General features: G+C 73.8%; 17 protein-coding genes and 1 pseudogene. 8 read left to right on the forward strand and 10 right to left on the reverse strand.

The annotated features are described in order from the left end of the window. The first annotated feature begins 64 nt into the window (after positions 1-64). Positions 65-1,123, forward strand: a complete 1,059-nt coding sequence (locus tag ACQEUR_RS06665) for an EamA family transporter (protein WP_433026925.1) — start codon at positions 65-67, stop codon at positions 1,121-1,123. After that, positions 1,120-1,863 carry a prepilin peptidase gene (locus ACQEUR_RS06670; RefSeq protein ID WP_433026928.1) on the forward strand — a complete coding sequence of 248 codons (744 nt, stop codon included), beginning with the start codon at positions 1,120-1,122 and terminating at the stop codon, positions 1,861-1,863. Before ACQEUR_RS06665 ends, ACQEUR_RS06670 begins: the two co-directional genes overlap by 4 nt. Positions 1,864-1,960: 97 nt before the next feature. Here ACQEUR_RS06670 and ACQEUR_RS06675 read toward each other — a convergent pair whose 3' ends face one another. The 3 genes from ACQEUR_RS06675 to ACQEUR_RS06685 form a co-directional block, all read right to left on the reverse strand. Further along, positions 1,961-5,200: a UvrD-helicase domain-containing protein gene (locus ACQEUR_RS06675; RefSeq protein WP_433026931.1), complete on the reverse strand. Its 3,240-nt coding sequence runs from the start codon at positions 5,198-5,200 to the stop codon at positions 1,961-1,963. Positions 5,201-5,396: 196 nt separating this feature from the next. Further along, positions 5,397-5,843, reverse strand: a complete 447-nt coding sequence (locus ACQEUR_RS06680) for a hypothetical protein (protein ID WP_433026934.1) — start codon at positions 5,841-5,843, stop codon at positions 5,397-5,399. 97 nt (positions 5,844-5,940) lie between these two features. Beyond that, entirely contained in the window at positions 5,941-6,357 is a 417-nt protein-coding gene (locus tag ACQEUR_RS06685; RefSeq protein ID WP_433026937.1) for a MerR family transcriptional regulator, read from the reverse strand. A 94-nt stretch (positions 6,358-6,451) separates the two neighbouring features. On the opposite strand from ACQEUR_RS06685, the gene ACQEUR_RS06690 reads away from it, so the two are divergent. Continuing rightward, positions 6,452-7,159, forward strand: a complete 708-nt coding sequence (locus ACQEUR_RS06690; protein WP_433026940.1) for an SDR family oxidoreductase — start codon at positions 6,452-6,454, stop codon at positions 7,157-7,159. Between the two features lie 284 nt (positions 7,160-7,443). Here the strand turns inward: ACQEUR_RS06690 and ACQEUR_RS06695 are convergent, their stop codons facing one another. Genes ACQEUR_RS06695 through ACQEUR_RS06710 form a run of 4 tightly spaced genes read right to left on the reverse strand, consistent with a single transcriptional unit; the run spans position 7,444 to position 10,994 of the window. Next, positions 7,444-8,742 carry a metallophosphoesterase gene (locus tag ACQEUR_RS06695; protein WP_433026943.1) on the reverse strand — a complete coding sequence of 433 codons (1,299 nt, stop codon included), beginning with the start codon at positions 8,740-8,742 and terminating at the stop codon, positions 7,444-7,446. A gap of 12 nt (positions 8,743-8,754) precedes the next feature. Further along, positions 8,755-9,012: a MoaD/ThiS family protein gene (locus ACQEUR_RS06700; RefSeq protein WP_433026946.1), complete on the reverse strand. Its 258-nt coding sequence runs from the start codon at positions 9,010-9,012 to the stop codon at positions 8,755-8,757. 3 nt (positions 9,013-9,015) lie between these two features. Next, positions 9,016-10,086 (reverse strand): GTP 3',8-cyclase MoaA, encoded by a 1,071-nt coding sequence (moaA, locus tag ACQEUR_RS06705; protein WP_433026949.1) that lies wholly within the window; start codon positions 10,084-10,086, stop codon positions 9,016-9,018. Positions 10,087-10,103: 17 nt separating this feature from the next. Further along, positions 10,104-10,994 (reverse strand): fructosamine kinase family protein, encoded by an 891-nt coding sequence (locus ACQEUR_RS06710; RefSeq protein ID WP_433026952.1) that lies wholly within the window; start codon positions 10,992-10,994, stop codon positions 10,104-10,106. Positions 10,995-11,134: 140 nt separating this feature from the next. On the opposite strand from ACQEUR_RS06710, the gene ACQEUR_RS06715 reads away from it, so the two are divergent. Continuing rightward, positions 11,135-12,187, forward strand: a complete 1,053-nt coding sequence (locus ACQEUR_RS06715) for a DUF4192 domain-containing protein (protein ID WP_433026955.1) — start codon at positions 11,135-11,137, stop codon at positions 12,185-12,187. A gap of 8 nt (positions 12,188-12,195) precedes the next feature. Here ACQEUR_RS06715 and ACQEUR_RS06720 read toward each other — a convergent pair whose 3' ends face one another. Further along, positions 12,196-12,684: a nuclear transport factor 2 family protein gene (locus tag ACQEUR_RS06720; RefSeq protein WP_433026958.1), complete on the reverse strand. Its 489-nt coding sequence runs from the start codon at positions 12,682-12,684 to the stop codon at positions 12,196-12,198. Between the two features lie 231 nt (positions 12,685-12,915). Here ACQEUR_RS06720 and mobA point away from each other — a divergent pair, with 231 nt between their 5' ends. Continuing rightward, a complete protein-coding gene (gene mobA / locus ACQEUR_RS06725) occupies positions 12,916-13,524 on the forward strand; it encodes a molybdenum cofactor guanylyltransferase (protein ID WP_433027771.1) in 609 nt (202 codons plus the stop codon). Then, positions 13,521-13,784, forward strand: a pseudogene (locus ACQEUR_RS06730) (DUF6457 domain-containing protein); the annotation flags it as partial. The gene mobA and the pseudogene ACQEUR_RS06730, both read left to right, overlap by 4 nt. Before the next feature lie 118 nt (positions 13,785-13,902). Here the strand turns inward: ACQEUR_RS06730 and ACQEUR_RS06735 are convergent. Further along, complete coding sequence (locus tag ACQEUR_RS06735) at positions 13,903-14,178, reverse strand: hypothetical protein (protein ID WP_433026961.1); 276 nt, start codon at positions 14,176-14,178, stop codon at positions 13,903-13,905. Between the two features lie 45 nt (positions 14,179-14,223). Here ACQEUR_RS06735 and ACQEUR_RS06740 point away from each other — a divergent pair, with 45 nt between their 5' ends. Both ACQEUR_RS06740 and ACQEUR_RS06745 read left to right on the forward strand, forming a co-directional pair. Continuing rightward, entirely contained in the window at positions 14,224-14,514 is a 291-nt protein-coding gene (locus tag ACQEUR_RS06740) for a hypothetical protein (protein WP_433026964.1), read from the forward strand. 98 nt (positions 14,515-14,612) lie between these two features. Further along, positions 14,613-15,689, forward strand: a complete 1,077-nt coding sequence (locus tag ACQEUR_RS06745; RefSeq protein WP_433026967.1) for a T3SS (YopN, CesT) and YbjN peptide-binding chaperone 1 — start codon at positions 14,613-14,615, stop codon at positions 15,687-15,689. Positions 15,690-15,714: 25 nt separating this feature from the next. Here the strand turns inward: ACQEUR_RS06745 and ACQEUR_RS06750 are convergent, their stop codons facing one another. Beyond that, positions 15,715-17,712 carry a beta-propeller domain-containing protein gene (locus ACQEUR_RS06750; protein ID WP_433026970.1) on the reverse strand — a complete coding sequence of 666 codons (1,998 nt, stop codon included), beginning with the start codon at positions 17,710-17,712 and terminating at the stop codon, positions 15,715-15,717. Between the last annotated feature and the right edge of the window lie 106 nt (positions 17,713-17,818).

Consider the following 17,818-nt stretch of genomic DNA (forward strand, 5'->3'; position numbering starts at 1 on the left):
ACGGTGAGAGCCTGGCCACTCGCCTGGGACGGAACTGCTGTGGTCACCGTAGCGTGGCCCCCCGATGGGCTCACCTCCCGGAAACGCGCCACATTCCGATCCGGCCGCGCCGGTCCGTCCCGCGCTGGTCTGGGCCGCCCTGGCCGTCGTCTACGTGGTCTGGGGCTCCACCTACCTCGGGATCCGGATCACCGTGGAGACCCTGCCGCCGCTGCTCTCCGCAGCCGTACGGTTCGTGGTCGCCGCCGCCGTGCTCGCGCTGATCCTGCGACTGCGGCGCGGCCGGGGCGCACTCCGGGTCGACCGCCGGCAGCTCAGCGGCGCCGCCCTGGTCGGGGTGCTCCTGCTCGCCGGCGGCAACGGCCTGGTGGTGCTGGCCGAGGCCGGGCCGCCGTCGGTAGCGGTCTCCTCCGGTGTCGCCGCGCTGCTGGTCGCCATCGTCCCGCTGCTGGTGGTCGTGCTGCGGGCCAGCACCGGCGACCGGCCCCGGACGGCCACGGTCGCCGGGGTCACCACCGGTTTCGCCGGCCTGGTCCTGCTGGTCCTGCCGATCGGCGACGCCGGGGCGGTACCGATCGTCGGGGCGCTGACCGTGGTCGTCGCCGCCGCCTCCTGGTCCGTCGGGTCGTTCCTCTCCGGCCGGATCAGCCTGCCGGCGGACCCGTTCGTCGCCACCGTGTACGAGATGCTGACCGGAGCCGCCGCGCTGGCCGCGCTCGGGCTGGCCCGGGGCGAACTGCACCGGTTCGACGTCACCGCCGTCTCGGCCCGGTCGTGGTGGGCGCTCGGCTACCTGACCCTGGCCGGTTCACTGGTCGCGTTCACCGCGTACGTCTGGCTGCTGCACCACGCGCCGATCTCGCTCGTGTCGACGTACGCGTACGTCAACCCGGCGGTCGCGGTGACCCTCGGCGCGGTGCTGCTCGCCGAGCCGGTGACCACGCAGGTGCTGCTCGGCGGCGCGGTGATCGTGGTGGGCGTCGCGCTCGTAGTGTCGACCGAACGACCCGGGTCGCGACCGAGAACCGCCCCGGGCGCAGCCACCGCCCCGGCCGCAGCCACCGCCGGCCCGACGCCGGAAACGCCCTCGGGGCCGGCGCCCACGACGGTACGCCGCCGGTGAACCCCGGCGCGGTGGTGGCGGCCGGGCTCGCCGGCGCCGCGCTCGGGCCCCTGCTGCGCGCGCGGATCCTCCGGTACGCCGTACCCGCCGGCACGCCCTGGCGCCGGGACTGCCCGTACTGCGCCACCGCGCTGGTCCGGCCCGGACCGCGGGGACTCGCCGACATCCTGCCGCCGACCGGCGCATGCCCCCGCTGCGGCGAGCGGATCGGCCCGGCCCCCGGGCTGGTGGAGGTGGTCGCCGCGACCGTCCTCGGCGCCCTCGCCTGGCGGATCGGCGGGACGTCGCCGCTGCTGGCGTACGGCTGGATCGCCGGCTTCGGGATCGTCCTCGGCTTCGTCGACGTGGCCGTACGGCGGCTGCCGGACCGGCTGACCCTGCCGGCCGCTGCCGGGGGCCTCGCGCTGTTCGGCCTGGTCGTGCTGGCCGGCGAGGCGCCGCCCGGCCGGCTCGGGACGGCGCTGCTCTGCGCGCTCGCCGTGACCGGCTGCTACCTCGGCCTGGTCCTCGTCTCCGGCGGCGGCCTCGGCCCCGGCGATGCCCGGCTGGCGTTCGGCACCGGCCTGGCCACCGGCTGGTACGGCACCGACGCGGCGTTCCTCGGCGTGGTCGGCGCACTGCTGCTGGCCAGCGGGTACGCCGGCACGCTGCTCGCACTGCGCCGGATCGGCCGTACCGACCCGCTCCCGCACGGCCCGTTCCTACTGACCGCCGCGCTGGTCGCCGTCCTGCTCCGCTGAGTGAAAGGAAGGGCCCCTTCTTATCGCTTTTTGTATAGGAAGGGCCCCCTCCTAACAGCCGAGCCAGCCGAGCCAGCCGGGCAGCCGAGCAGCCGGCTCAGAGCAGCCGGAGCTGGCGCTCCTTCGGCCGGCGCGGTGCGGCGTCGCCGAGCCGTTCGAAGAGCCCGGCGTCGATCGCGGAGAGGAACGGTGTGGGTACGCACTCCCGCTCCTGGCCGTGCCGCAGCCGCCGCCCGACGTGGCTGAGGTAGAGCCGGTCCTGCGCCCGGGTCAGCCCGACGAAGAAGAGCCGCCGCTCCTCCGCCACCTGCTCCTCGGTCGGCGCCGAGCCCGGGAACCGCATCGGCAGCAGCCCGTCCTCGCAGCCGACCAGGAAGACCACCGGAAACTCCAGCCCCTTCGCGGCGTGCAGGGTGAGCAGGGTGACCGCCTCGGCGCGCGGGTCGAGCGCGTCGACCTCGGCACCGGTGGCGACCTGGGACAGGAACAGCGCGAGGTCGTCGCCGCAGCGTCGGGCCAGCGGGGTCAGCACCTCCACCGCCGTCCAGATCTCCTCCGGCCCCACCCCGCCGGCCGCGTCCAGGGTGGGCGCCGCGTGCCGCTCGGCGAGCACCTGGCCGGCCAGCCGTACCCGGGCGGCGACCGAGCCGCCGAGACCGTCGGCGTGCCGCAGTTCGCGGGCCAGCACGGACACGCCGGGCCGGTCCCGCAGCCGGTTGTGCGAGCGCTTCTGCACCGGGATGTTGGCCCGGGAGAGCGCGTCCAGGATCGGGGCCGCCTGCGCGTCGGTGCGGTACAGCACCGCGATGTCGGAGAAGGAGACGGTCGAGGTGCGCCCGTCGATCCGCCCCGAGTCCAGGGACCGGTGCGAGAGCCCGCCGACCAGCTCGTCGACGGTCCGTACCACGAAGTCGGCCTCTTCGGCGACGGACGCGGCCGGATAGCGGCCGACGAGCGGTGCCTCCGGGTCCAACCGGGCCGGGTCCAGCCGCCGGCCCCGGACCAGGGACGACGGCGCGATGGCCTGTACGGCGGCGGCCAGGATCGGCGCCGACGACCGGTAGTTGCGGGTCAGCCGGACCAGCCGGGCGTCGGTGAAGTCCGTCGAGAAGCGCAGGAAGTACGCCACGTCGGCCCCCCGGAACGAGTAGATCGCCTGGTCCGGGTCGCCGATCGCGCAGAGGTTCCCGTCCGCCGGGCTGAGCAGCCGGAGCAGTTCGTACTGGGTGGCGTCCACGTCCTGGTACTCGTCGACGAAGATCCACCGCCAGCGGTCCCGGTACCGCTCCACCAGCTCCGGGTCGTCGCGCAGCAGCGCCACCGGCAGGGTGACCAGCTCGTCCAGGTCCACCAGGTCCTGACCCCGGAGCAGCTTCAGGTAGGTCGCGTCGTCGTCGCCGGCCTCGGCCCGGGCGGTGGTCCGCTCGGTGTCGTCGGCGATCCGGAACTCCGGCGGCAGCCCGGCGGCCCGGGCGTTCTCCCGGAGGATGCTCAGGCCGAGCGAGTGGAAGGTGCCGACGGTGACGTCCTCGGCCACCGGCCCGAGCAGCCCGTCCAGCCGGTGCCGCAGCTCCTCGGCGGCCCGCCGGGTGAAGGTGATCGCCAGGCAGTGCTCCGGATAGACGTTCAGCTCCGCGCAGAGGTACGCGATCCGGTGGGTGAGGGTCCGGGTCTTGCCGGTGCCCGGCCCGGCCACGATCAGCAGCGGCCCGCCCGGCGCGGAGGCGGCGACCCGCTGCATCGCGTCGAGCCGGTCGAGCAGGCCGGTGCCGACCTCCTCCATGCCGGCGAGCATCGGCTCGAACGGCTCGTGCGGGGAGACCGGCGGGGCCAGCGGCGGGGCGGGCTCCGCCGGCTCGGCGGCCGGCTTGGCCCGGCGCCGGGACTCCGACTTCGCGGCCGCCGTCGGGGCCGGGGCCCGGGTCGACGCCGCCGGCTGCGCGGCCGGGCGCTGCCGGGGCACCGGTACGTCGAAGAGCGCGTCCGCGAAGAGGGTGCCGGCCCGGTTGCCGGCCGAGGAGCCGGAAAGTTCACCGGGCTCGAAGACAGTGATCACGCCGTACTCGCCGTCGTAGCCCGGCACCCGGCGGACCTGGCCCCGGCGCAGCCGCTCGATCGCCTCGGCGACCAGTTCGCCGCCGACCCGGCGGATCTCGTCGACCGGGGCGACGGTGAGGATGTCCAGTTCGGAGCCGAGCCCGGCGACCAGGGTGTTGAGCTGCCCCTCCACCGTCTTCGACTTCGGACCGACGTTGTTGATCTCGCCCAGGATCTCGGCGAGCTGGATCAGGTGCGTGACCCGGGGCGCCCCGGCCGGCAGGTGCCCGTCCGGACGGTCGGCGAGGTCCTCCACCCGGCTCAGTACGCCGACCGTCAGCGGCTTGCCGCACTCGGGGCAGCGCCCACCGGCCTGCCGGGTCCGCTCCGGCGCCCAGTTGACGCCGCAGAGCCGGTGCCCGTCCGCGTGGTACTTGCCCTCCTCGGGGAAGAACTCGATGGTGCCGTGCAGGCCGTCTCCGGTGCGCAGCGCCTCCCGTACCGCGTAGTAGTCCAGGGCGGTGGCGAAGACCGTGGCCTCGCGGGCGAGCGCCGGCGGCGAGTGCGCGTCGGAGTTCGACACCAGCCGGTACCGGTCCAGGCTGGACACCCGCCAGTTCATCTCCGGGTCGGAGGAGAGCCCGGTCTCGACCGCGAAGATGTGCTCCGCGAGGTCGGCGTAGCAGTCGGCGATCGCGTCGAAGCCGGACTTCGAGCCGAGCGCGGAGAACCACGGGGTCCAGATGTGCGCCGGCACCAGGTAGCCGTCCGGGCTCGCCTCCAGGGTGATCTCCAGCAGGTCCCGCGAGTCGAGGCCGAGGATCGGCCGGCCGTCCGAGCCGAGGTTGCCGATCCGCCCGAGCGCGGTGTTGAACCGGGCCACCGCATCCAGGTCCGGCAGGTAGATCAGGTGGTGCACCTTGCGGGTACGGTCCGCTCGCTTGTAGATGGTGGAGATCTCCACACTGAGCGCGTACCGGACCGGGTCGGCCTCGGCGGCGCTGGCCAGCCGGGGCGGCAGGCGCCGGGCGACATCCCGCTCGGCCTCCGGGCTGAGCCGGTAGAGCCCCGGCTCGGCCGGGTGCAGTGTCTCGCGCAGGTGCTCGTACCAGGCGGGATGGGTGAAGTCGCCGGTGCCGAGGAGGCTGATCCCCTTGCGCCGGGCCCACCAGGCCAGGTTCGGCAGCGTCAGGTCGCGGCTGCAGGCCCGGGAGTACTTCGAGTGGATGTGCAGGTCCGCGACGAATTCAGCGGCGACGCTGGGGGAGCCGTCAGCGGGTGCGGCGCGCAACGGAGACACGCCGCATCCTGTCACGGGCCGGTACGCGAGCGCGTGTCGCCACGCGCGAGTGTGATTTCTCGCCGGTACGCCGTGCGTGCGCCCGCCGGAGGTGGTAGGGCCGTCTACCGGTCGCCGATCCCCAGTGCGCGTTCATAGCGGCTGACCGGGGTCGTCGGTCCGTCGTCGTGGCGCTGGCCGGGGGCGCCGCCGACAGTCACGTCGCCCCGGTATACGAACCCTGCCGCCTCGTAGTACGCCCGCAATCGCCGGTTGGTGGCGACACAGTCCAGTCGTAGCGTGTCACGCCCGTGCCGACGTACGGTGTCACCCGCCAGGCGATCAGGACGGCGCCAAGGCCGGCGGCCGAGCGGCACACCGCCAGCCGGTGCAGGTATCCGGCGCGGCCCTCGATGTCGTCCCAGAGCGGGTCCGACCAGTTGAGGGTGAGCGTCGCGGCGACCCTGCCACCGGCGCGGACCAGCCAGGTCTCGCCCTGGGCGATCGCATCTGTCACCCAGTCCGGTTCGAGGCGCGCCGGCCATGGCTGATGTCGCGACCGAAGCCATGCCGCCGCCTCGTCCAACACCGCGAGGACGTGCGCGGTCTCGTCGAGCGTGGCGGCCCGGAAGGTGACCTGTCCGCCGGTCCAGGTTCGCGTCACGACGACCGATGATGCCAGCAAACCGTGGCAGCAACGTTGTTTCAACTCACCCTTCTGATCTTGGTCTCATACCCCTCTGAGGGTTCCGAAGACCGGGTCAGCTCCGGGGGGTGGACCTGCGGCGTTGGTGCTCGGTGATGGTTTCGGGCGAACACGAGCTGGAGGGATGGTTGACGGAATCGTTGGCGGCGTCGATGACGGCGTCGAGATGGTCGCGGGCGGCGATCAGCCCGTCGATCTGCAGGTTGATGCGGTCGCGTTCGGCGACCAGCCGGGCCATCGACTCCGGGGTGCTGACCCCGGCGTCGACACAGGGCAGCAGCTCCAGGATGGTTTTGCTGGCCAGGCCGGCCGCATAGAGCTGCTGGATCAGGTTGACGCGTTCGACCGCGCTGTCGGGGTAGCGGCGCTGGCCGCTCTCGCTACGCAGGGCGGAGAGCAGGTGCTGCTCCTCGTAGTAGCGCAGGGCCCGTACGCTCACCCCGGTCTTCCCGGCCAACTCTCCGATCCGCATGTGTGCGCCCTCCTGGTGACCCCGCTCACGGGACTTGCCTCTGACGTCAACGTCAGGTTTTAGCGTAGCGGCAGGTTCTACCAGGGAGGCAAACATGAAGGTTTCCGGATCTGTCGCGCTCGTCACCGGCGCCAACCGTGGCATCGGCCGGCAGTTCGCCCGGCTGCTGTTGGAACGGGGTGCGAGCAAGGTCTACGCGACCGCGCGCAACCCCGAGTCGATCGACATCCCCGGCGTGCAGACGCTGCGGCTCGACATCGCCGATCCGGCGTCGATCGAGGAGGCGGCGTCGGTCGCGACCGACGTCGACCTGCTGATCAACAACGCCGGTATCTCGACCCACACCAACCTTGTCACCGGTGACCTGGAGACGATCCGGCTGGAGATGGACACCCACTTCTACGGCACCCTCGGCATGATCCGGGCGTTCGCCCCGGTGCTGGCGACCAACGGCGGCGGCGCGATCGTCAACATGCTCTCCGCGACGTCCTGGTTCTCCCACGACGGCGACAACGCGTACGCCGCCGCCAAGGCCGCCGCGTGGAGCCTTACCAACGGCGTACGTCTCGAACTCGGCAAGCAGAAGACACTGGTGACCGGCGTGTTCCTGGGCTTGGCCGACACCGACATGGTGGCCGACTTCGAAGGTCCCAAGGTCGACCCGGCCGACGTGGTCCGCGCGGCACTCGACGGTGTCGAGGCCGGCAAGCTGGAGGTGCTGGTCGACGAGTGGAGTGCCCACGTCAAGGCGTCCCTGGCCCGCGACCCGTTCGAGTTCTACGGCCCGTCGCTGTCGAGCTGAGGTGTCGGAATCGTGGAGTCGGGTTGACGTTCCCATGACTGTCGCGGTCACGGCGACCCGGCTCCAGGATCTCGGATCAAGAGCTGCACCGTCCGGAATTCGACGTACGTGTCATCAGGGGTTGAAGGACCAGCCGAACCTGCCTTACATCAAAGGTCAGTCCTGGGCGCTCTACGCTGGCCCTTTCTCCTCGCGCCGAGCGACGATTCGATCCCAGCTCACCATCGCGGTCAGGATTTTGACGAACAGTCCGACAATGGTCACGGTCGGCAGCCCGACCAGGGTCAGGGGGTGCGGAGTTCGACCAGGGTCACCTGCGGCGGCGCGCCGACCCGGACCGGTGGACCCCAGAAGCCGGCGCCGTTGGTCACGTAGACCTGGGTGCCGTCGACGGTGGCGTGGCCGGAGACGACCGGCTGCTGCAACCTGACGAAATAGTTGAACGGCACGATCTGCCCACCGTGGGTGTGCCCGGAGAGTTGCAGGTCGACCCCGTACTTCGCCGCCTCGTGCACCTGGACGGGCTGGTGGGCCAGGAGCACCACCGGGCGGCTCGGGTCCCGGCCGCCCAGCGCCGCCGCGAAGTCCGGGCCGGCGCCGAACTCCAGCTCCGCGCCGGTCGGGTCGTTCACCCCGGCCAGGTCGAGCGCACCGCCCCGGGCGAGGATCTCCTGCCGCTGGTTCTGTAGTACCCGCAGCCCGAGCCGGTCGACCTCGGCCACCCACTCCCGCACCCCCGAGTAGTACTCGTGGTTGCCGGTGACGAAGAAGTTGCCGTACCGGGAGCGGAGGCCGGCCAGCGGGGCGGCGGCGTCGCCCAGCTCGGCGACGGTGCCGTCGACCAGGTCGCCGACCACCGCCACCAGGTCGGCGTCGAGCCGGTTGATGGTGGCCACGATCCGCTCGGTGTGCCCCCGGCCGAGCAGCGGTCCGATGTGGATGTCGGAGACGGTGGCGATGCGCAGCCCGTCCATGCTCCGGGGCAGCTTGGCGAGCGGGATCCGCACCCGGTCGACCTGCGGCGGGCCCAGCGCCGTGCGTACGCCGTACCCGGTGATGCCGGTGGCGGTGAGCCCGGCGAAGATCGCGGCCCCACGGGCGAGCAGGAGCCGGCGACCGGGGTCGTGGCCCGGCTCGGCCGCCGGGGCCGGCTCGGTCGTCGGCTGGGCCGCCGGGGCTGGCTCGGCCGGCGGCTCGGCCCGCTTGATCGGCGGCTCGGCCGACGGCACGGTCAGCGGCTCGGCCGGCGGGTTGACCGGCGGCTCGGTGGTGGCCGGGGCGCGCCGGCGGCGCAGGGCCAGCCGGGCCGCCAGCATCGGCAACTCCAGGATCACCAGCACGATGAACAGGTAGAACATGACGGCGAGCCAGAGGTAGCCCGGCCAGGCCAGCCAGTAGAGGCCCTCCCGGGTGCCGACCACGGCGGCCGGGGCGAGCAGGGCCAGCAGCAGCGCCGCCACCCCGCCGATCCGGCGCCACCGCGCCGCCCGGGTGGTGTCCCGGACCAGTCGCTTCCAGAGGTAGAGATGGACCAGACCGGTGCCGAGCGCCAACGTTCCCACGAAGCCCAGCAGGGCGAGCACCGGACCTCTCCCTCAGCCGCCCGCGAAGGGCGGCAGCACGTCGATCGTCGCCCCGGGTGGCAGCGGCGCCTGCCGATCATGCCAGGCGACCCCGTTCACCAGGAAACTCGCCATTCCCAGCACGGTGCCGAGCCGGTCGCCGTGCCGTACGGTCAGCTCGCTCGCCAGCTCGTCCAGGCCGTGCCCGCCGGGCAGCGTCTCCTCGGCCACCCCGGCGGCGGCCCGGGCCGCCGCGAAGTAGCGCACCAGCACACCGGTGTCGGTCTCCATCCCTCAGCCGCCGATCGCCGACATGGGGCGGGCGGGTTGCAGGAAGGAGGGATCGTCGATGCCGTGTCCGGCCCGCTTGCCCCACATGGCGATCCGCCAGCGCCGGGCCAGCTCCTCGTCGTCCGCCCCGGCCCGCAGCGCGCCGCGCAGATCCGACTCCTCGGTGGCGAAGAGGCAGGCCCGGACCTGCCCGTCGGCGGTCAACCGGGTGCGGTCGCAGTCGCCGCAGAACGGCCGGGTGACGCTGCCGATCACGCCGACCCGCGCCGGCCGGCCCGCCCGGTCGGTGAAGCCGTCCACCAGCCAGGTCTCGGCCGGCGCACCGCCCCGCTCGGCGGGATCGGCCGTGAGGCGGAACTCGCTGCGCAGCGAGGCCAGGATCTCCTCCGCGGTGACCATCTCGGCCCGGTCCCAGCCGTGCTGGGCGTCCAGCGGCATCTGCTCGATGAAGCGCAGCTCGTAGCCCTCGGCCAGGGCGAAGCGGAGCAGCGCCGCCGCCTCGTCGTCGTTGACACCGCGCATCAGCACGGTGTTGATCTTGACCGGGGTCATCCCCGCCGCCGCCGCCCCGGCCAGCCCGGCCAGTACGGCGTCCAGCCGGGGCCGCCGGGTCAGCTCGGTGAACCGGGCCGGGTCCAGGGTGTCCAGTGAGACGTTCACCCGGTCCAGCCCGGCGGCCCGCAGCGGCGCGGCCAGCCGGTCCAGGTTGATCCCGTTGCTGGTCAGCGAGATCACCGGGCGGGGGGTCAGGGCGGCGGTGGCGGCGATGATGGCGGGCAGGCCGGGGCGGATCAGCGGCTCGCCGCCGGTGAACCGCACCTCGGTCACCCCGAGCAGGCGTACCGCCACGCCGACCAGGCGGATGATCTCGTCATCGGTCAGCACCTGCGTGCCCGGCAGCCAGGGCAGGCCCTCGGCGGGCATGCAGTACGTGCACCGCAGGTTGCACCGGTCGGTGAGCGAGACGCGCAGATCCGTCGCCGCCCGGCCGTACCGGTCGACGAGGCCCGTGGCGTCCGGCCGGTGGGGCGCCACTGGGTCCGGCGCCGCCCCGGATCGAACCGGAATGGTCATCGCTCGACGGTAGCGCGTCAGACCGACAACGCGGCCCGAGCCGCCGCACCTACCGCATCCCGGTACGCCCCGCCGAAGAGCGTCGTGTGCACCAGCAGCAGGTGCAACTGGTGCACCGGGACCCGGGCCCGCCAGCCGTCGGCGAGCGGCCAGACCTCCTGGTACGCGGCCAGGATCACCTCCAGGTGGGGTGCGCCGCCGAAGAGGGCGAGCTGGGCCAGGTCGGTCTCCCGGTGCCCGCCGTGCGCCGCCGGATCGACCAGCCAGGCCCGCCCGTCGGCGCCCCAGAGCACGTTGCCGGGCCAGAGATCGCCGTGGATCCGGGCGGGCGGCTCCACCCCGCCGTAGGAGCCGATCCGGGCCAGTACCCGCTCCACCAGCGCGACCTCGGTCGCGGAGAGCGCGCCGCTGTCCGCGGACCGCCGCAGGTAGGGGGCGAGCCGGCGCTGCGCGAACCAGTCCGGCCAGGCGTCCGTGGACGGCGTGTTGTCCTGCGGCAACGCGCCGACGAAACCCGGCCAGTCCGCCCCGAACGCGGGGGCGCCGGCCCGGTGCAGCGCGGCCAACCCGGCGCCGAACCGCCGCGCCGCCTCCGGGGTGGCATCGCCCGGCTCCACCCACTCCAGCGCCAGCAGGTCGGGCAGGGCCGCGACCACCTCCGGCACCGGCACCGCGCCCGGCTCGCGCAGCCAGCGCAGCCCGGCCGCCTCGGTGGCGAAGAAATTCGCGGGTACGGGCTCCGCCGCGCCCTCCGGCCAGGTCTTGGCGAAGACGGAGTTGCCGTCGTCCAGGGTCAACCGGCGGGCGGTGCAGATATCACCCCCGGACACCGGGGTCTCGCGGATCCGCTGGTGGGTGAGGAAGAGGGGCAGGTGCGCCGGATGTGCCCGCAGGTACGCCAGATCCATCCGGGCAAGGTAACCCGGGGTCGTGGTGCGGCACCGAGCAGGGCGACTACGCGGGGTAGCTGTGGATAGCCGGGCGTGTCGTCCACAGCCCGGCCGGGCCGCACTTCCGATCATCGATCCGTTCCGGCCAGGCTGCCCGCATGACCTGGACCGATCACGCCACCCTCTCCGTCCGCTCCACCGCGGACCTGCTCTCCGCCGTGCCGTACCTGCTGGGCTTCCATCCCGCCGAGAGCGTGGTGGTGATCGCGCTGCGTGGCAACCGGGTCGTCTTCGTCGCGCGCGGCGACCTGCCCGGGCCGGGCGCCGCCGTCGAACGTACGGAGGCCGCCGGCCACCTCGCCGCGATCGTCGCCCGACAGGGTGTCGAGGCCACCACCGTGATCGGGTACGGCGGACCGGAGCGGGTCACCCCGGCCATCGACGCGCTGACCGCGGCCCTCGCCCGGGTACGGCTGCCGGTGCTGGACGCGCTGCGGGTGACGGGCGGCCGCTACTGGTCGTACGTCTGCACCGAACCCGGGTGCTGCCCGCCCGAGGGCACCCCGTTCGACGGCGCCACGAGCCAGGTGGCCGCCGCGGCCACCTTCGCCGGCCAGGTGGCCCTGCCGGACCGGGCCGCCCTGGTCCGGCAGGTCGCCCCGGTGGGTGGGCGGCAGCGGCGGGAGATGCGCCGGGCGAGCCGGCGGGCCGAGGAGCGCCTCGGCGAGCTGCTGGCGAGGGCTCCGGCCAGGGACCCGCGCGGCCGCCGGGCCCTGCTTCGGGCCGGCCGCTCGGCGGTACGGGCGGCGATGGACCGGTACCTCGCGGGCGGCCAGCTCACCGACGACGAGTCGGCCTGGCTGGCCCTGCTCCTGCTGCACCTGCCGGTGCGCGACCACGCCTGGCAGCGCACCGGCGGCGGTGAGGAGCACCTGCGGCTCTGGACGGACGTGCTGCGCCGGGCCGAACCGGAGCTGGTCCCGGCGCCCGCGAGCCTGCTCGGCTTCGCTGCCTGGCGGGCCGGGCAGGGTGCGCTGGCCAGCGTCGCGGTGGAGCGGGCCCTCGACGCCCTGCCCGACTATCCGCTGGCACTGATGCTGGCGGACGCGCTACAACGGGGCCTTCCACCGTCCATCCTGGACGACTGGTTGGATGACGAACGGCCCGGCCGGCCCGGCCGGCCGGGTCGTGGCCGGGGTGGTCCGGGTTGAGTGGCCGGTCAGGCGGTGCAGGCGAGGGCGACGCCGAGGCTGTCCTCGTAGACGTGGTGCCGGGTGATCAGCCCGGCTTCGACGGTGAGGTGCAGGGCGAACCGGATGCTGAACCTCTTCCCGGTGGCCCGTACGGTCTGCGCCGTCTCGCCGATCAGCACGGCGTCCGGGCCGTCCACCAGGATGCGGTCGATGGTGGCGGAGCCCTGGCCGGGGACGTTCTGCGCGGCCAGCGTCCGGTGGTGGTCGACGACGTCGTCCCGGGTCGACCGGGGGCGGATCCACGGTACCGCCGGGTGGGTCGGCTCCGGCCAGTTCACCTGCCAGTCGACCTGCTCGGCGTAGAGGCCGGCGATCCGGGCCGGATCCCCCTCGCCGATCCGGCGCAGCAGTTCCCCGACCACGTCCCGGGTTTCCATCGCCGGCTTCCTCCCGCGCCGGGCACGTTCCTGCTCGTCGCGTTCCGGCTGGTCACGTTCCTGTGCTGTCTCGCTCACCGGTCGAGCGTGCCAGCCAGGCCGCGTTGCGGCGATTACCTCCCGGGTAAGGCCGGCGGGCACGGGACGCGTCCTCCGCCGCGATCCGGCGACCGGGGCGGGATGCGCGGGCTGTACCGCCCGGGTCAGCCGGGCAGCACCTTCGTCCATTCGGCGACCAGCCGGTAGCGGCGCTGCTCGGCTCCCTTGCCGGCGAACGGTTACGGTAGCCCGATGGCGGGGTTCGCGGCGGTGGTGCTGACCGGTGGTGCCGCCCGCCGCATGGGCGGCGCGGACAAGCCGCTGCTGCCGGTGGGTGGCCGCCCGATGCGGGACCGCGTGCTCGCGGCGGTCGCCGACGCGCGACCGCGGATCGTGGTCGGCCCGGCCGACGGGCTGCCGGCGGGCGTACGCGGCGTCCGGGAGGAACCCGCCGGTGGTGGACCGGTGGCGGCGATCGCCGCCGGGATCGCCCTGCTGGCGGAGCCGAGCCACGCCGAGGAGTTCGCCGGCAGCGGCGCCACCGTCGCACTGCTCGCCGCCGACCTGCCGCTGCTGACCACCGACGCGGTACGGGATCTCGGGGCCGCGCTCGCCCGGTCCGCCGCCGACGGTGCCGTCTACCTGGACGACGACGGGCGGCGGCAGTCGCTCTGCGGCGTCTGGCGCCTCGGGTCGCTGCGGCGGGCGCTGGACCGGCTCGCCACCGGGCGCGGCGGCACCCTCACCGGTGCCTCCGTACGCGGGCTGCTGGCGGAGCTGACCGTCACCGAGATCTCCTGGCGCGGCTCCGGTCCGCCGCCGTGGTTCGACTGCGACACTGACGACGACCTGCGCCGCGCGGAGGAGTGGATTCGATGACGGTGATGGACCGCTGGCTCGCGGCGGCCTGCGCGGAACTGGACCTCGACCCGGCCGACGTGCGGGTGCCGGTGGTGCTCGACCTGGCCCGCGACGTCGCCCACGAGGTGCTGCGGCCGGGCGCGCCGGTCACCGCGTACCTGCTGGGGATCGCGGTGGGTCGCGGCGCGGACCCGGTGAGCGCCGCCGCCAGCCTGGCGGCCCTCGCCCACCGCTGGAAAGAGGCCGACGCGGAAGGCCGGGGCGACGCGGAAGGCCGGGGTGACGCGGAAGGCCGGGGTGACGCGGAAGGCCGGGGTGACGCGGAAGGCCGGGGTGACGCGGAAGGCCGGGGCGACAAGGCAGGCCCGGGGGCCGGGGGAGACGGGGCCGGTCGGGTCAGCGTCCCGCTTCCCGACGCCGGCTGAGTTCGGCCATCCGCTCGGCCAGCCAGCGGTACCAGGCGATCCTCGGTGGCGTGCCGGCCAGCGCGAGTTCCAGGGTGGCGTACGCGCCGAACTGCGGGTGGCCGGGATCGTCGGCGTGCCGGCTCAGCAGGTCGGCGTGCTGCTCCCGGAAGTCGTCGAGTCGTCGCTGGTAGGCGTCGGCCTCGGCGAGATAGAACTCGCGCATCCGCGCCGGGTCGGCCGCCGCCCGGGCGTACGTCTTCAGCACGGCCTCCGGGCGACCGGCGACGACACCTACAAGCCGTCCCGGCCCGTGCCGCTGATCACCTTCGTCGGCTACGACGACCGCAACGCCTCCGGGATCTACGCCGGGCTGGCCCGCTGGCAGCGCAACCTCGGCTGCGCGGTCGGCAAGCCGGCCTGGGTCGACCCGGCCAGGCGGGTGAACCGTACGGTCAGCACCTGCGCCGACGGGAGCGAGGTCGTCGACTACACGGTCAACGGCATGGGCCACGCCTGGCCCTCCGCCACCGGGTTCCGGGCCGCCGTGGACGCCAGCGCCGCGATGTGGGACTTCTTCGCCGCGCATCCCCGCAGTTCCTGACGGTTCGCCGCCACCGACTGTCCGATCCGGGTCCGCACTGTCCCCGCCGTCCGGCCCGCTGGGTAGGGTGTGCGGTGCCCGGACGTACGGAGGCGATCATGACGGCTGACAAACCGGCCGAGCCGGCTGACCAGCACGAGTCGATCCTGCTCGACGAGCCCAGCACCGCTGACCTGCGGGTCAAGGTGACCGAGGCGTGGCAGGACTTCGCCCGCGCCCTGGCCAGGCAGCTCCCGAGCCTGCCCACGGGGGCGCAGGTCGCGCTCACCCTCGACCCCACCGCCTCCGGCACCGGAGACGCGGTCTACTCGGTCAGCCTGGACATCGGGCCGGACGGCCTGATCGACGCGCGGGCGGTCGGCAACGCCGTACTGCCCCAGGGCTACCGGCTGGACCGGTCCGCGGTCGCCGACATGATCGCCCTCGGCTGGTCCCCGCCCGGGGTGGTCGAGGGCTCGAAGGACCACTTCGGCGTCCGGGCCGGTACGGCGGACTCGACCCGGCTGGCCACCATGGTCTCCCGCACCCTGCGCGACGTGTACGGCGCGCCGCACCCGGCCTTCCTCGTCTTCCAGGTGCACGACGAGGAGGACGAGCCGATCCGGGTCGAGCCGCTCGGCACCGCCCGCTACGAGGTGGCCGCCGACCAGAACCTCGAACTCGACCTGGACGAGGCGCTGGCCGCGGCCCGTCCCGCCCAGGCCGGGGACGAGGCGCTGGCCCTGGAGGACCGGGTCCGCACCGTGGTCTCCGCAATGCTGAAGTCGTCGGCCGAGCAACTCCAGGTCGACTCCGACGGTGACATCGGCATCCGGGCCGGCTCCGCGATGGTCTTCGTCCGGGTGCGGGACAATCCGCCGCTGGTCGACGTCTTCTCGCCGGTGCTCACCGAGATCGAGCCGACCGAGCAGTTGTACGTGAAGCTCTCCGAGCTGACCAACCGGATGCCGATCGGCCGGCTCTACTGCACCAACGACACCGTCTGGGCCTCGGTACCGGTCTTCGGCCGCAACTTCCAGGCGACGCACCTGATGCTGGCCGTACAGGTGATGACCGGGCTCGCGGACGAGCTGGACGACCGGCTGCACGGCGAGTTCGGCGGACGCCGGTTCTTCGGCGAGGGGGACAAGCCGAGCCAGCGCAGCGGTGAGCACCGCACCGGGATGTACCTGTAGGCGCACCCCGGCGCGTCGGCCCGCCTCAGATCTCCAGTACGCCCAGGGCGCCCATCGTGGCCAGGTCGGTGGCCTTGACGGCGTTGTCGGAGACGGTCCAGAGCACGCCGTCGACCACCAGCGACCGGCGGATCATCTCGGGTCCCGCTCCGGCGGCGGTCGCTTCGGCGTGGCGCACCAGCCCCGCCTCGGTGAAGGCGTTGCCGGTGACCCGCAGGACCAGCGCGCCGCTCTCCGGCGCCCGGCCCTCGGCCCCGCCCGTGCCGTACGTCGTCACGGGCACCACCAGCGTGCTGGTGGCCGGCCAGTAGAGGAAGGCGTGCGGGTCGAACTCGGCCTCGGAGTGCCCGTACCGGACGTGGTGCTGGGCGATCCGGGTCGGCTTGGCGAGATCGGAGACGTCGAAGAGGGAAACCTGGGTGCCCTGGGTACGCCCCTGCGTGTCGGCCTCCTGGCCGATGCCGAGCAGCCGCCCGTCCCCGACGGGGTGCAGGTACGCCGAGTACCCGGTGATCTTCAGCTCCCCGGTCACCTTCGGGGCACGCGGGTCGCGCAGGTCGACGCTGTAGAGCGGATCGGTCTGCCGGAACGTCACCACGTACCCGATGCCCTGGGTGAACCGGACGCTGTAGATCCGCTCCCCCTTGCCGAGCCCGGTCACCCGGCCGGTCTCGGTCAGGGTCCGGCCGTCGGCGCGCAACACGTACACCCCGGAACTGGACTTCCCGTTCTGGTCGGTGGTGGTGGCCACCCGCAGGTGACCGTCCCACTCGGACATCGCGTACTGGTTCACCAGCCAGCCCGGCACCGAGGCGGCGGTGACGTACCGGGGACGGCCGGTGCCGGAGGTGTCGAACTGGAAGATCTCGGTGCGCTCGTCGGCCGGGTTCGGCGCGATCGCGGAGTCCTGGTTGGGCCGGGCCCGCCAGCGCTGGTCGGTGCCGACGTAGAGCCGGGCGCCGTTGCTGTAGACGGTCTGCGCGTCGGCGACGACCGTCACCGGGTCGCCGTCGCCGAGGGTGGCGGCCCCGAGGTCGAAGCTGAGCACGCTGACCAGGGAGGTGCCGGAGTAGACCGCCGGCCGGCTGAGCCGCTCGCAGCCGACCCGTCCGGTGCTGGTCCGGCCGTCGGTGATGCTCTGGTAGCGGGGCAGCCAGGCCTCGATCCCGGCCTCGTCGATGATCCTCTGGTTGGCGGCGAGGTTCTTCTTCTCGTCGGTGCCCGGCCCCTTCTGCGGCGGGAACTCCAGCCGGGGCGCGGAGCGGACCACGACCCGGGCGGTCGCGCCCACCTGACGCGCGTCGACCAGTTGGCCGTCGAACCGGTACTCGCCGACCACCCTGGGGGCAGCGGCCAGGTCGACCAGGATCAGCCGGGGCCCGGCGACGGCCGTGTCGTCGGCGGGCGGGACACCGGGGCCGGGCCGGCGGATCGCGGCGGGCCTGCCGATCCCGTACTCCCGGACCAGGATCAGCGCGCGGTCGCCGTGCAGCAGCAGGTTGGCCTCGGCCCAGCCGCCGCGGTCGGGGCTGCGGTCCACTTCGAGGCTGCCGGTCAACCGCCGGCTGGCCGGGTCGACGACCCGGAGCATGCCCTGGCTGACCGTGACGATGCGCCGGCCGTCGGTCTTGACCAGATCCGGCTCGTCGACCCCCGCCTCGTGGGTGTTGGTGCCCGAGTATTCCGGCGCTGCCGCGCCGGCCGCCGAGTCGGCCGCGCCCCGTTCCGCGTTGCCGGCCACCGCCTCGGGGCCGCCGCCGCTGCGGGCGACATCGCCGGCGAAGCCGTACGCCCCGACGGATGCCCGGGCGGCCGACCGGAGCCCGGCCAGCGCGTCCGCGCAGGAGTCGAAGGAGACGAGCTGGAACCCGCCGGCCGGCACCCCGGGGTCGCGTGGTGCCGGCGCGGGCGTGCCGGCCGGGTCCGAGGTGCAGCCGCTGAGCAGCGTGCCGGTGAGCAGCGCCAGCCCGGCGACCAGGGCGGTGCCGACGGTGGCGGTTCCGGTTCCCGGTACGCGTCTCATGGTCGGTTCGACGCGCCGGCCGGCACCCGCGTTCCCCGGCGGACCCGGAGACGGACGCGGACCTGGTGCGGTCGATGTCGACCGCACCAGGTCCCCTTCCACCTAC

Origin of the sequence: Plantactinospora sp. CA-290183 (assembly GCF_050936375.1) — a bacterium.
GTDB lineage: Bacteria > Actinomycetota > Actinomycetes > Mycobacteriales > Micromonosporaceae > Plantactinospora.

Coding starts and splice junctions, on each gene's coding strand:
- ACQEUR_RS06665 (WP_433026925.1), top strand. CDS start 65: ATGGGCTCACCTCCCGGAAACGCGCCACATTCCGATCCGGCCGCGCCG.
- ACQEUR_RS06685 (WP_433026937.1), bottom strand. CDS start 6,357: ATGCGGATCGGAGAGTTGGCCGGGAAGACCGGGGTGAGCGTACGGGCC.
- ACQEUR_RS06690 (WP_433026940.1), top strand. CDS start 6,452: ATGAAGGTTTCCGGATCTGTCGCGCTCGTCACCGGCGCCAACCGTGGC.
- ACQEUR_RS06700 (WP_433026946.1), bottom strand. CDS start 9,012: ATGGAGACCGACACCGGTGTGCTGGTGCGCTACTTCGCGGCGGCCCGG.
- moaA (WP_433026949.1), bottom strand. CDS start 10,086: ATGACCATTCCGGTTCGATCCGGGGCGGCGCCGGACCCAGTGGCGCCC.
- ACQEUR_RS06710 (WP_433026952.1), bottom strand. CDS start 10,994: ATGGATCTGGCGTACCTGCGGGCACATCCGGCGCACCTGCCCCTCTTC.
- ACQEUR_RS06715 (WP_433026955.1), top strand. CDS start 11,135: ATGACCTGGACCGATCACGCCACCCTCTCCGTCCGCTCCACCGCGGAC.
- ACQEUR_RS06745 (WP_433026967.1), top strand. CDS start 14,613: ATGACGGCTGACAAACCGGCCGAGCCGGCTGACCAGCACGAGTCGATC.
- ACQEUR_RS06750 (WP_433026970.1), bottom strand. CDS start 17,712: ATGAGACGCGTACCGGGAACCGGAACCGCCACCGTCGGCACCGCCCTG.